11 protein-coding genes are annotated in these 13,332 nt (G+C 32.9%); 9 read left to right on the forward strand and 2 right to left on the reverse strand.

Translation table 11 applies throughout. From position 1 onward, the window contains the following. The first annotated feature begins 622 nt into the window (after positions 1 to 622). From HAV12_RS00985 to HAV12_RS01000, 4 genes are all read left to right on the forward strand, one after another. Entirely contained in the window at positions 623 to 1,102 is a 480-nt protein-coding gene (locus HAV12_RS00985; protein WP_171568084.1) for a hypothetical protein, read from the forward strand. Positions 1,103 to 1,193: 91 nt separating this feature from the next. After that, entirely contained in the window at positions 1,194 to 1,520 is a 327-nt protein-coding gene (locus HAV12_RS00990) for a YtxH domain-containing protein (RefSeq protein WP_171568085.1), read from the forward strand. Positions 1,521 to 1,644: 124 nt separating this feature from the next. Beyond that, positions 1,645 to 1,995, forward strand: coding sequence for a competence protein (locus HAV12_RS00995; RefSeq protein WP_127338057.1), 351 nt, complete (start codon positions 1,645 to 1,647; stop codon positions 1,993 to 1,995). A 2-nt stretch (positions 1,996 to 1,997) separates the two neighbouring features. Then, positions 1,998 to 2,252 (forward strand): DUF6327 family protein, encoded by a 255-nt coding sequence (locus HAV12_RS01000; RefSeq protein WP_132032853.1) that lies wholly within the window; start codon positions 1,998 to 2,000, stop codon positions 2,250 to 2,252. 22 nt (positions 2,253 to 2,274) lie between these two features. Here the strand turns inward: HAV12_RS01000 and HAV12_RS01005 are convergent, their stop codons facing one another. Next, positions 2,275 to 3,264 carry an SPFH domain-containing protein gene (locus HAV12_RS01005; RefSeq protein WP_132032855.1) on the reverse strand — a complete coding sequence of 330 codons (990 nt, stop codon included), beginning with the start codon at positions 3,262 to 3,264 and terminating at the stop codon, positions 2,275 to 2,277. A gap of 143 nt (positions 3,265 to 3,407) precedes the next feature. Between HAV12_RS01005 and HAV12_RS01010 the strand changes: the two genes are divergently transcribed. Next, complete coding sequence (locus HAV12_RS01010; RefSeq protein ID WP_171568086.1) at positions 3,408 to 4,919, forward strand: hypothetical protein; 1,512 nt, start codon at positions 3,408 to 3,410, stop codon at positions 4,917 to 4,919. A 33-nt stretch (positions 4,920 to 4,952) separates the two neighbouring features. Here the strand turns inward: HAV12_RS01010 and gltX are convergent, their stop codons facing one another. Next, positions 4,953 to 6,458 (reverse strand): glutamate--tRNA ligase, encoded by a 1,506-nt coding sequence (gene gltX, locus HAV12_RS01015; protein ID WP_171568087.1) that lies wholly within the window; start codon positions 6,456 to 6,458, stop codon positions 4,953 to 4,955. 161 nt (positions 6,459 to 6,619) lie between these two features. Here gltX and HAV12_RS01020 point away from each other — a divergent pair, with 161 nt between their 5' ends. The 4 genes from HAV12_RS01020 (at position 6,620) to HAV12_RS01035 (ending at position 13,275) form a co-directional block, all read left to right on the forward strand. After that, positions 6,620 to 10,036 (forward strand): DUF4175 family protein, encoded by a 3,417-nt coding sequence (locus tag HAV12_RS01020; RefSeq protein ID WP_171568088.1) that lies wholly within the window; start codon positions 6,620 to 6,622, stop codon positions 10,034 to 10,036. Further along, entirely contained in the window at positions 10,033 to 10,452 is a 420-nt protein-coding gene (gene ybeY, locus HAV12_RS01025; RefSeq protein WP_171568089.1) for an rRNA maturation RNase YbeY, read from the forward strand. The genes HAV12_RS01020 and ybeY overlap by 4 nt, the downstream gene beginning before the upstream one ends. 352 nt (positions 10,453 to 10,804) lie before the next feature. After that, positions 10,805 to 12,676, forward strand: a complete 1,872-nt coding sequence (mnmG, locus tag HAV12_RS01030; protein ID WP_171568090.1) for a tRNA uridine-5-carboxymethylaminomethyl(34) synthesis enzyme MnmG — start codon at positions 10,805 to 10,807, stop codon at positions 12,674 to 12,676. Between the two features lie 233 nt (positions 12,677 to 12,909). After that, positions 12,910 to 13,275, forward strand: coding sequence for a hypothetical protein (locus tag HAV12_RS01035; protein ID WP_240345213.1), 366 nt, complete (start codon positions 12,910 to 12,912; stop codon positions 13,273 to 13,275). Positions 13,276 to 13,332: the final 57 nt, after the last annotated feature.

Here is a 13,332-nt window from a genome sequence, read left to right on the forward strand (position 1 = left end):
TATAAAATTCTAAATTTTACTTTTTACCTGAGCAATTTTTTGAAATACTAAGTTTTAGTATAATCAATTTTAACTATCGTATTTTTATATGTAATGTTTTTAATTATTATTTAGTAAAACTATCATTATTATAATTTTGATAATAGAATTCGATTAAAAGTAACCTTCATAAATTGATTTTAAGACGCTTTTTTACTTCTTTCATAACATTAATCATCTTTTGAATTATTGTTTATTTTTAAGCTTTATTTAAGCTTTAGACCTTATTTTTCTTAGTTTAACGGGTTATTAACATACAATTGTTTATAAAGTTGCTACTTTTATCCAAGGTCAAATATAAAGTGTCAAATTTCTGAAAAATACTTAGAATCGAATCTGAATTTTTCTAAAATTTAAAAATGAATAATTTTTTGGTTTTAGAGGAAATTCAAAATCTGAATTCAAAATTGGTTTTATGGTCAATTCGAATTGTGATCGTATTTTGATAATACTTATAGCGTAAAAGTATTTTTTTAGAAGATGTTTCATAATTTAAAAATTTCATGAAATTAATTTTACGGGTTATTTGAAATCTTGTCTTTTGCTTTGACATCAACAATTTTAATCCTTAAATTTTATTATTATGAAAATTCTATTTTTTACGCTATCCATTTTATTTGCCAATATGGCCATTTCTCAAACACACCAAATTACCAAACACAATGGTGAACAAGTTGATGTTAATTTTATAAAACTGAAAAATGATTTGGTTTATTATACTTTCGACGGAAGTGCCGAAGAACATAAAATTAGCAAATATGCTGTTTCAAAAATTACCAATAAACAATCTAATCAAACTCAAAAAGTATCTGATAAAGTAATAGTAGATTCAAAATCAGATTATAAATTAGTTACCGTGTTAACTCAGGAGAAGACAATAGGTTTAAAACAAGCGGCTAATTTTTCGGGAGTTTCGACAAAGACAAAAGGGGAGCCGCCAATTGCAAATGAGAATCATACGGCTATGAGAATCAAAACCCAATCGGCTTCTAAGGGATATCCGTTTATAAGTATTGTTCAAAAAGCAGATGGAAAGTATGAAGCTGTTGCCTATGCGTATTAAATTTAGTACTAATAGCTATTAAATTACAATTAATCAATAATTTATAATTCAAAAAAAGAGTACCTTTAGTAATCATTTAAATTTTAATATTATGTCAAAAAACGTAAATACAGTTGCAGCAATTTTGGCTGGCGCTGCAGTAGGAGCAGCGATAGGAATTTTATTTGCTCCGGATAAAGGATCAAAAACCCGTGCTAAACTTAAAGAAGGTTTGGACGATGCGAAACATAATTTGCAAGATTCCATTTCAGCAGGTTCTGAAGTTTTGCGTGAAAAATTTGCTCATGCAAAAGAAAATCTTGACGGAACTTATGGAGAGTTACTTTCGAATATGAGTTATAAAACGGAAGAAGTAATCAGTTTTTTAGAATCTAAACTGGCTGACTTAAAATCACAAAACGCTAAACTTCAAAAATAATAATCCGGAAAGCACAAAGCTCAACGTGATTTTGATGATTGTTCCCGTTATTTTAATTTTAGAATAATTAGAAAACAATTTTTGAATCATGAGTTTTGTGCTTTTTTTAATTCAAATTATAAATATGGCTTTTGAAGAATTAAAAGAAAACACTGAAAATATTCAGGATCAGGCTAAAGTTTATCTCGACAGTCATTTAGCGTATTATAAACTTTGGGGTTTTAAAGTGGCCATGAAATCCACCACTTTAATTTTTAAGTTTACTTTGATTTTATTGTGTTTTAGTATGGTTATGATTTTTGGATCTTTTGCAGCAGCGTATGCTTTTGGATCTTTGTTTGAAAGTACCGCACTTGGTTTTTTAACAGTAGGAGGGATCTACCTGGTCTTTACAATTTTACTTTTCTTCCTAAAAGACAAGTTTGTAGAAGGTCCGATATTGGAGAAATTTTCAGAAATCTTTTTTAATGACTAATTATGGAAACAAAAAAATACTCGTCATACGCAGAAATCGAAAGAGATTTGGAAATTTTGAAACTCGAAAAAGAGATTAATTATCAGAAATTGGTTTTAAATTTTCAAAGAACAAAAGAATCTATTACACCGCAATATATCGTAAATGGATTTTTTTCTTCCTATAAAGAATATTTCTCAAACTCCTATCCACAGATTTTGCAATCCATTTTGCCTTCTGTAATCAGTTGGTTTATCAATAAAAAAAGAGGCAATTAAGCCTCTTTTTCGTTTTTGATATTTATTTAATTTCTGGAGTAGCAGTGTCATCTTCGTAACCAGATTGTGGTTCAATTGGTTTTGGTTTCGGCTTTTCGATTTTTTTATTGTTTTTCTTCATCATTTCACCAACCTGATTGGATGCAGAGAATGAAGCGACCATATTATTTAGCATATCACTTCCGGCTTGTGGTGAATTTGGAAGTAATATTAGGTTGGAATTGGCATCAGCTCCAATCGCTTGCAAAGTATCATAATGTTGCGTAACCACGATAAGGGCAGAAGCTTCCTGGGAATTAATTCCAACATTGTTCAGCACTTCAACACTTTCTACTAAACCTCTTGCAATTTCACGACGCTGATCTGCAATACCCTGACCCTGCAAACGTTTACTTTCAGCTTCGGCTTTTGCTTTTGCAACAATTCTGATTCTTGAACTTTCCGCTTCAAATTCTGCTGCTGTTTTTTCTCTGTCCGCAGCATTGATTCTGTTCATGGCATTTTTTACCTGGATGTCCGGGTCGATATCAGTAACCAAAGTATTGATAATGTCATAACCGTAAGTAGTCATGGCTTCATTCAATTCTCTTTTTACAGCAATTGCGATATCATCTTTTCTTTCGAAAACATCATCCAGTTTTAGTTTTGGAACTTCAGCACGAACCACGTCAAAAACATAAGCCGTAATCTGATCGTGTGGATATTCCAGTTTATAAAAAGCATCGTATACTTTTTCCTGAATTACTTTAAACTGAACCGAAACTTTCATTTTTATAAAAACGTTGTCTTTGGTTTTGGTTTCGATGATAACATCTAACTGTTGAATTTTAAGATTTACGCGTCCGGCAATTCTGTCAACGATCGGAATTTTAAGCTGTAAACCCGAATTTCTTACGCTTAAAAATTTACCAAATCTTTCGATTACAACAGAAGATTGTTGTTTTACAGTAAAAAAGGAAGACATAAAAATGAAGAATCCAAAGACTAAAAGGATAATTAATGCTGTGTTCATGGTGATATTAATTTTAGATTTATTAATTTTTTAAAAATACGAATAATATAATGACATTGGTTACTTATTAATTTATTTAGAAGATTTTAATTGTTAAAAATTATTCTACATTTGGTTCAAATTTTAAACCAAAAACAAAATTTATGAAAAGAATACTATTTAGTATTGCCTTATTTTCTTCTGTTTATTTATCTGCTCAAACTGTTATAGTTGATGAAAAATTTGAAGACAAAAATGAACCTATTACTTTTGAATACCTTCCAAATTCAAAGAAATTTGTTGTGTATAAAGGTTTTGGAATTACTATGACACTTTCTTACATCACTACAAATGCTTTAAGTTTTGATGTAGACGGAAAAAAAACAACTTTATTTGAAAACGAAAAATTAGTTAGCCCAACATTTTCCGTAACTGAGAACACTTATAAAGCATACGATGCTACAAAATTTATGCAGGCTAATTATAAATTTGTTCAGGATAAAAATGTTTTCCCTGTTAATCATGATGCACTTGAAGATTTAAATTCTAATTTCTTTGGGCGTTTTGATTATTACCATGTTTTGAATAATGTTACTAATAGATGGCCAAATGATTTTTTTAATGCTTCATTTAATGATGTTTATGATTTTGGATTTACTAATCAGAAACAAAAAGAAAAGATTGACTTCGAGAAAGATGATATATATCTTGAAACAATAGAAATTAAAACTAAATTGAGGAAGAGAATTAAGATTGATAAACCTGATTTAGCTTTACTAAAAGGTGATATGTATGCAAAAGCCGATCTTAAAACTTCTTTTAGTGCTAAACTGAATGGAAACGAAAATTTTGATATTATTACAAAATCCGTTTCAGCTGATTTTCAAACTTCAATATTGTATAAAACGACTTATGATTTTGAAGGAAAAAAAGTAAAGGAATTACCTCTTATTTTAAAGCTTAGTGATAAATTTTTTGTTACTTCAGACAATTATGGAGGACCTAAAGATTTTAATACTACTCCAGCAAACCCAGGATATCCTTTTTCTATAGTTAGAGTTACTCTAGGTACAATGTCTGTAAATCATTATTTCATAGATAGGGTAACTGAGGATATTTATGTCTATGGAATTTATAGTGAAAAAGCACCAAAACAAATTAATGGTGGAGTTTATCCTAGAGGATTTTATGTGTTTAAGTTTGATAAAAACGGAACAAAACTATGGGAATCTGTTAATAAGATTGACGGAAAAGAATTTTTTGAAAGAATAAACATGACCTCTAGACTTCAGTTGAATTTATTGGAGTATAATAGAAATTTGAGTTTTTCAGTTTCAGTTAATGATTTTACTGAGTTTTCATATTCTACAACTGTTGATAAATCGACCGGATCTATTTCAAAAATCAATTTTATAGAATACAATAACAATACAAGTAATTTAAAAAGTAAAGCTTTTGTAAACAATAGTTATGTAAGTGATGAATTTAAAAATAAGGTTTTTTCTCAAATGACTTTTGTCGCTATGATTTTAAATCCAAACGTTATGAATTATTTGAAAAGTGTATCAAAAGAAGGAAAGAAATTATATTATGAAAGTGTAATTTCTGATCAGGGAATTTGGTTAGTTCAAACGGATAATAAAGAAAATTATAAAATCCTTTTATTTAAGGAATAAAAAAAAGCTCCCAATTTGGGAGCTTTTTTGTTTTTATAAAGTTGCAATTGCTTTCTGTATTCTCGAAATAGTTTCTTCTTTTCCAATGATTTCTACGATGTCAAATAGGTGAGGGCCTTTCAAAGCTCCAACTAAACTCAAACGGAAAGGCTGCATAACTTTACCCATACCAATTTCGTTTTTCGTTAGCCAGTCCTTTACGATCGCTTCAATATTTGCTGAATCAAAACCTTCAATATATTCAAGAGTTGAAATCAGTTCCTGCATTAAAGCTGGTGTTGCTGTGTTCCAGTTTTTGCTTGCTTTTTCATCATAAGAGGTTGGAGCCTGGAAAAAGAAATCAGTCAAATCCCAAAATTCAGAAACGAAATGAGCTCTTTCTTTAATCAATGAAACGATTTTTGTTGTCACTTCAAACGGAATAGAGAAGCATTTTTCTTCTAAAATAGGAGTGAAGTCTTTCGCTAAATCGGCATCATTTTGTTTGATCAGATATTGATGGTTGAACCATTTATTTTTTTCCGGATCAAATTTTGCTCCCGATTTATGAACTCGGTTCAGGTCAAAAGCTTCTACCAATTCTTCTAAAGAAAACAATTCCTTATCCGTTCCGTCATTCCAGCCTAACAAAGCAAGGAAATTTACAACTGCTTCCGGGAAGAATCCTTTCTCCCTGTAACCGGATGAAACGCCTTCTTCCGTTTTCCATTCTAAAGGAAACACAGGAAATCCCAATTTGTCACCATCTCTTTTTGATAATTTACCATTTCCAACAGGTTTTAAAATCAAAGGTAAATGTGCAAATTCCGGCGCATCCCAGCCAAAAGCTCTGTACAATAAAACGTGAAGCGGCATCGATGGCAGCCATTCTTCACCACGAATTACATGTGATGTTTCCATTAAATGATCATCCACAATATTGGCTAGGTGATACGTTGGCATTCCATCACTTTTGAATAATACTTTATCATCAAGAAGATTTGTTTCGAACTTAACATCGCCACGAATGATATCTTTCAAGTGTAACGTTTCATCAACCGGCGTTTTAAAACGGATTACATAATGTTCTCCATTTGCAATTCTTTTAGCAACTTCTTCAGCAGAAATAACCAGGGAAGTATCTAACTTTTCACGATTGGTATGATTGTAAATAAAAGTTTTTCCTTCTGATTCTTGTTCTTTTCTAAGGGCATCTAAAGCTTCAGGAGTGTCAAAAGCATAATACGCCCAACCGGAATTGATCAGTTGATCGGCATATTTTTGGTATATTTCTTTACGGTCACTTTGTCTGTACGGACCAAATTTTTCGTTTTTTCCAACCGTTTCTTCAGGAGCAATTCCCAGCCATTCTAATGCTTCCATAATATAAGCTTCAGCTCCCGGAACAAAACGGGTCTGATCGGTATCTTCAATTCTAAGATAAAAAACACCATTATTTTTTTTGGCAAATAAATAATTAAATAGGGCAGTACGAACACCACCAATATGTAATGGCCCTGTTGGACTAGGTGCAAAACGCACACGAACTTGCTTTGACATTTGTTTAAATTTTGATGCAAAGATACGATTCTAATTAGAAAATTAGAGAATCAGTTTAATGAGATAATGTGTTGCTTATAGCTGAATTGGCTAATTTTCTCATTGAGAATTATCTAATTAAAATTACTACTTTTATAGGTTATAAATCAAACAGATTCATTTTGAAAACAACGTCTGCCATATATCTGAAGCTTGAAGCTTTTATCAAAAAATATTATACCAATGAACTCATAAAAGGAATTCTTCTTTTTACCGGTTTTGGACTTTTATATTTTTTATTTACGCTTTTTATTGAGTATTTCCTTTGGTTAAAACCGTTGGGAAGAACACTTTTATTCTGGCTTTTTATAGGAGTGGAAGTTTTCCTTTTGTTTCGTTTTATTTTGTTTCCTGTTTTTAAGTTATTTAAGCTTCAAAAAGGGATCGATTATAATCAGGCCTCTACTATTATTGGAAATCATTTCACGGAAGTAAGTGATAAACTAACGAACTTTTTGCAGTTGTCTGCTTCTGAAAATTCATCTGAAAGTTCAGAGTTGATGCTGGCTTCTATAGAACAAAAAGCAAATTCGCTGCAGCCAATTCCATTTGGAAACGCTATCAATTTTAATTCAAACAAAAAGTATTTGCCATTAGCACTTATTCCAGTGCTGCTTTTTGCAGTGTTTTATATTTCAGGAAACAGCAATATCATTTCTCAAAGTTTAAACAGAGTAGTGCATTTCAATGTTACATTTTTGCCTCCGGCACCTTTTAGATTTGTAGTGCTGAATCAGAATTTGCAAACGGAACAGAATAAAGATTTTATTGTAAAAATGGAATCAGTCGGTAAAATTGTTCCGGAGAATGTGATGATCCATATTGGTAACGAAAGTTATTTTATGGAAAGTTCTCAACCAGGGAAATTTGAATTTAAAATTGAAAAGCCAACAGAAAATGTCTCTTTTACTTTTGAAGGAAATTCCATTTCGTCTGAAGAATACGAATTGAAAGTAATCACAGTTCCGTCAATTGCCAACTTCGAAATGGTGTTGAATTTTCCATCCTACTTAAAAAAGAAATCCGAAACCATTCAGGGAACTGGAAACGCTATCGTTCCGGAGGGAACTTTAGTAACCTGGAAAATGAATACGCAGGCTACTCAGGAGATCGTTTGGAAGGACAACAATGCAACTTTTAAGTTTAATAAAGCCGAAAACGAGTTTAAATTAAGTAAAAATATTGGTCAAAATACAGAATATCAAATTCTTACTTCAAATAATAAAGTCAAAGATTACGAAAAATTAGACTATCAGCTGTCCGTTATCAGAGATCAGCATCCAACAATAACTGTTGCGCCTGCTCCTGATAGTTTAAAGCTAGATAAAAATTATGTCTTAGGAAGATTAGGAGATGATTACGGATTATCAAAATTACAGATTGTTTACTACGAACGTAACAAACCACAAACGGCAAAGCGTGGAACCATTCCGGTAAAGCAAGCCGTGTTCGATCAGTTTGTTTTTTCGTTTCCAAGTAATCTGGCAGTTGAAGAAGGAGTGTCTTATGAATACTATTTTGAGGTTTTTGATAACGATGCCCCACACCATTTTAAGAGTACAAAGTCTTCTGTTTTTTCAGACAGAGTTGCTACAACAGATGAAGTTCATGATTTGGAATTGCAGCAGCAAAACCAGAACATAAATAGTTTGGAGAAATCTTTAAAAAACCAGAACAAGCAATTTTCTGAAATGGATAAGATTCAAAATTCCGGAAAAGAAAAAGATAATTTAGAGTTTAAAGATCAACAGAAAATCAATGATTTTATCAAACGTCAAAAGCAACAGGACGAATTGATGAAACAGTTTGCAGAGAAAATGAACAAGAATCTGGATAAATTCAAAGAAGACAAGAAAGACAAAAGCGCTGAAGATTTGCAAAAACGTTTAGAGAATGCGGATAAAGATCTGGAGAAAAATCAGAAATTATTAGACGAATTGAAAAATCTAAATGATAAATTAAATAACGAAGACTTGTTTGATAAGATGGAAAAGTTCAAACAGATCAGTAAAAACCAATCTAAAAATTTAGAGCAGTTAGTAGAACTTACGAAACGTTTTTATGTTTCTAAGAAAGCAGAACAAGTTGCGGATAAATTACAGAAACTTGCCGAAAAGCAGGAACAGCTTTCTAATAAAGAAAAAGAAAATACGGCTGAGAAACAAGACGAGATTAATAAATCTTTTGATAAAATTCAGGAAGACTTAAAAGAATTGAAAGAGGAGAATAAAACTTTAAAAGCTCCTTTAGACATTCCTTCAGATCCTTCAAAAGAGAAAGAAGTAGAAGATGATTTGAAAAAAGCTTCTGATGAACTGGATAAAAAGAATACTTCTTCGGCTAAGCCAAAACAAAAAAGTGCTGCCAAGAAAATGAAAAGCATGGCTGAACAAATGGATGCTGGTATGGAAGGTGGAGAACAGGAGCAATTAGAAGAAGATGTGGCAATGCTTCGTCAGGTTCTGGATAATCTTCTGGCGTATTCATTATCACAGGAAGATGTAATGAAACAATTCAAAAGTATGAGATTAGGTTCTTCTGCTTATACGAAGAATATAAAAGTACAACAAAACCTAAAACAGCAATTCAAACATATCGATGATAGTTTGTTTGCCTTGTCTTTACGTAACCCAAAAGTAGGTGAAGATGTAACAAAGGAAATTGGAAATGTACAATATAATATAGATAAAGCTATTGAATCCTTAACCGATGTTCAGGTTCCAAAAGGAGTTTCTCACCAGCAATATGCAGTGTCATCTTCTAATAAACTGGCTGACTTTTTAAGTGATTTATTAAACAACATGCAAATGTCTATGTCTAAGCCGGGGGCAGGAAAACCAAAACCAGGTGACGGACAAGGAATGCAGTTGCCGGATATTATTAAAAAGCAAAAAAGTTTGGCCGATAAGATGAAAGAGGGAATGAAGCAAGGAGATAAACCCGGTGATAAAAGTGGAGATAAGCCAGGACAAGGTCAGGGTGAAAAGCCGGGACAAGGAAAAAGTGGTAACGGTAAAGATGGTCAGGGTAAAGACGGACAGGGAAATAAAAGTGGTGATAAAAGTTCTTCCGGTAAAGATGGCAAAAATGGTAAGGGAGAGAAGAGCGGAAAAGAAGGAGATGATGGAGAAGGAGATGCTGAAGCAATAATGCAGATTTACAAAGAACAGATCAAACTTCGTGAAGCATTACAAAAAGAGTTAGCTAAACAAGGATTAGATTCTCAGGGAAAATCAGTTATCGATCAGATGAAACAATCTGAAAAGCAACTTTTGAATAAAGGATTTAAAAATGAGAACTTGCAGAGAATCTTAAATATTCAGCAGGAATTACTAAAATTAAACAATGCAGTTCAGCAACAAGGTCAGGATACAAAGCGTCAATCCGAAACCAATAAGGCTGAGTTTACAAATCGTTCCAATACATTACCAAGTTCACTTTTGGATTATTTAAACAGTGTAGAGATTTTAAATAGACAATCACTACCTTTGCGCTCAAATTTTAACCAAAAGGTTCAAGAATATTTTAATACAAAATGATCAATTTTAATTACGAAACAGAATTTAATTTAGATAACGAAGAGGCCTTTTCTAATTGGTTGAGTGCTGTAATTGTTTCTGAAAATAAAAACGAAGGAGAGATAAATTATATATTTTGTGATGATGAGTATCTTCATAAAATCAATGTTGAATATCTGAATCACGACACACTTACAGATATTATCAGTTTTGATTATACAGTGGGTAATGAATTAAATGGAGATATTTTTGTTTCTGTTGAAAGGGTAGAAGACAACGCTAAAGATTTTAAGGTTTCTTTTGAAGAGGAATTGAAACGTGTTTTAGCCCACGGTATATTACATTACTGTGGATACAAGGATAAAACTGAAACCGACGCAGATTTAATGCGTTCAAAAGAAGATGAAAAAATCGCCATGTTCCACGTGGAACTATAACTTAAACTAGTAGTAATTTCTAAAAAAGACACGTTCCACGTGAAACACTTTAAGTCTGACTTTATTCAAACGTTCCACGTGAAACATTCAAGATTCAGGAATTAACTCTTAATATGTTTCACGTGGAACAAATATTTAATGATTTTTGGTTGTATGGTTTAGTAAATAGTTAGTAGGTTTTAATCTGTTCCACGTGGAACAGATTGTGTTGTATGGTTTGGAATTTGGATTTTTATACTTGAAAATTTAAAGATTGGTTTTTGCGCGTAAGCGCCGTTCCACGTGGAACAAAAGTTTATAAAGTTAATTCTGAGAACCAACTTAAACGGTTTCCGGAGAATAGTAAAACAAAATGTTTTTAGAAGAATACGATGTTATTGTGGTGGGTGCTGGCCATGCTGGTTCTGAAGCCGCGGCAGCGGCCGCAAATTTAGGATCAAAAACTTTATTGGTGACAATGAGTTTGCAAAACATTGCACAGATGTCCTGCAATCCTGCGATGGGTGGAATTGCGAAAGGACAGATTGTTCGGGAGATTGATGCACTTGGAGGATACTCCGGAATTGTTTCAGACAAAACTGCTATCCAATTCAAAATGCTGAACAAATCGAAAGGACCTGCGATGTGGTCGCCAAGAGTTCAAAGTGACCGAATGCGTTTTGCTGAAGAATGGAGAATGATGCTGGAGGGAACTCCTAATCTTGATTTTTACCAGGAGATGGTAAAAGGTTTGATTATCGAAAACGGAAAAATAAAGGGGATCAAAACTTCGCTTGGAATTGAAATCCGTTCTAAGTCGGTAGTCCTTACAAATGGAACTTTTTTGAATGGTTTGATTCATATTGGAGATAAACAATTCGGTGGAGGGAGAGCAGGTGAAAGTGCTGCATATGGAATCACAGAAGATTTGGTTGCTGTGGGTTTTGAATCCGGAAGAATGAAAACAGGAACACCGCCACGTGTTGATGGACGTTCTTTGGATTATTCTAAAATGAACGAAGAAAAAGGAGATTCGAAACCGGATAAGTTTTCATACTCAGATGTGACATCACCTTTGATTCACCAGAGATCTTGTCACATGACGTACACGTCTTTGGATGTTCATGATATTTTGAGATCAGGTTTTGATCGTTCGCCTATGTTCAACGGACGTATCAAAAGTATCGGTCCAAGATATTGCCCATCGATAGAAGATAAAATAAATCGCTTTGCTGATAAAGAGCGTCACCAATTATTTGTAGAACCGGAAGGATGGAATACCTGTGAGGTTTACGTAAACGGATTTTCAACTTCACTGCCGGAAGATATTCAATTTAAAGCATTGCGTTCTGTAGCCGGTTTTGAGAAGGTGAAGTTTTTCCGTCCTGGTTATGCGATCGAATATGATTATTTTCCGCCAACACAATTGAAACACACTTTGGAAACAAAGCTGGTGGAAGGTTTGTATTTTGCCGGACAAATAAATGGGACGACAGGATATGAAGAAGCTGCATCGCAAGGATTGATGGCGGGAATTAATGCGCATTTAAAAGTCCATGAAAAAGCGCCGTTGATTTTGAAACGTGACGAAGCATACATCGGAGTTTTAATAGACGACTTAATTACGAAAGGAACAGAAGAGCCGTATCGAATGTTTACCTCTCGTGCAGAATACCGAACATTGTTGCGTCAGGATAATGCCGATTTCAGATTAACGCCAATGTCACATGAAATTGGTTTGGCTTCTGAAAAACGTTTACGCAGAATGGAACATAAATTAAATGAGTCTGAAAAAATGGTTGCCTTTTTCAAAGAAACAAGTGTTTCTGTTGGAGAGGCAAATCCGATTTTAGAATCTAAAGATACCGCGCTGATTACACAAGGGGATAAAATGTTTAAGGTTTTCTCTCGTCCTCAGATTGATTTGGAAGATATCATGAAGTTTGAGAAAGTAGCAGCTTACATAGCGGAGAACGATCTGGATCAGGAAATTTTGGAGCAAGCCGAAATTCAGGTGAAATATTCCGGCTACATAGAAAAGGAAAGAAATAACGCAGACAAGTTGACAAGACTTGAAGAAGTTAAAATCCCGGAAAATTTCGATTACAATAAAATCAAATCGATGTCTATTGAAGCAAAACAGAAACTGAGTAAAATCCGTCCTGTTACCATTTCGCAAGCTTCGAGAATTAGTGGTGTTTCTCCAAGTGATATTTCTGTCTTGTTAATCTATATGGGAAGATAGTTTTTTAGTTTACAGTCGCAGTCTCAGTTCACATACAGCTGTAAACGGAGACTGTAAACCGAGACTAAAAATTGTTCCACGTGAAACTATTTGTAAAGATTCTGAAATAAGTAATTATTTTTTATCATCTACTCATGAAGATAATTGAGAAAGAAGTTTTATCATTGCAGGATAAAGAAGTGTTATTGCAACTTTGAAATAATGAATATCCGGAACAATTAAATTATCAGACAATGGATGATTTTGATTCGTATCTGGACGCTTTGTCTGATAAGAATCATTATTTGTTAATCGATGGTGAAGATAAAATAAAAGGTTGGGCATTCACGTTTTTAAGAAACGATGAAGACTGGTTTGCTATAATTTTAAATCAGGATGTTCAGGGAAAAGGAAAAGGTTCGCTTCTTATTAATCAATTAAAAAAGAACAAAGACAGTTTGAATGGTTGGGTTATTGATCATGAAAATGATGTGAAGCAAAATCAAGAGCAGTATAAATCTCCGCTGTTGTTTTATAGCAAAAATGAATTTGTAGTTTGCAAAGAAACCAGAATTGAAAATGAGAAAATGTCTGCTGTCAAAATAAATTGGAAACGATAAAAAAATATAAAGGAAGAGGCCCTAAAAGTGAAATTTCATTTTTAGGGTTTGCTGTGA

Source organism: Flavobacterium sp. CLA17 (genome assembly GCF_013112255.2).
Taxonomy (GTDB): Bacteria; Bacteroidota; Bacteroidia; order Flavobacteriales; family Flavobacteriaceae; genus Flavobacterium; species Flavobacterium circumlabens.

Coding starts and splice junctions, on each gene's coding strand:
- HAV12_RS00985 (WP_171568084.1), top strand. CDS start 623: ATGAAAATTCTATTTTTTACGCTATCCATTTTATTTGCCAATATGGCC.
- HAV12_RS00990 (WP_171568085.1), top strand. CDS start 1,194: ATGTCAAAAAACGTAAATACAGTTGCAGCAATTTTGGCTGGCGCTGCA.
- HAV12_RS00995 (WP_127338057.1), top strand. CDS start 1,645: ATGGCTTTTGAAGAATTAAAAGAAAACACTGAAAATATTCAGGATCAG.
- HAV12_RS01000 (WP_132032853.1), top strand. CDS start 1,998: ATGGAAACAAAAAAATACTCGTCATACGCAGAAATCGAAAGAGATTTG.
- HAV12_RS01005 (WP_132032855.1), bottom strand. CDS start 3,264: ATGAACACAGCATTAATTATCCTTTTAGTCTTTGGATTCTTCATTTTT.
- HAV12_RS01010 (WP_171568086.1), top strand. CDS start 3,408: ATGAAAAGAATACTATTTAGTATTGCCTTATTTTCTTCTGTTTATTTA.
- gltX (WP_171568087.1), bottom strand. CDS start 6,458: ATGTCAAAGCAAGTTCGTGTGCGTTTTGCACCTAGTCCAACAGGGCCA.
- ybeY (WP_171568089.1), top strand. CDS start 10,033: ATGATCAATTTTAATTACGAAACAGAATTTAATTTAGATAACGAAGAG.
- mnmG (WP_171568090.1), top strand. CDS start 10,805: ATGTTTTTAGAAGAATACGATGTTATTGTGGTGGGTGCTGGCCATGCT.
- HAV12_RS01035 (WP_240345213.1), top strand. CDS start 12,910: ATGGATGATTTTGATTCGTATCTGGACGCTTTGTCTGATAAGAATCAT.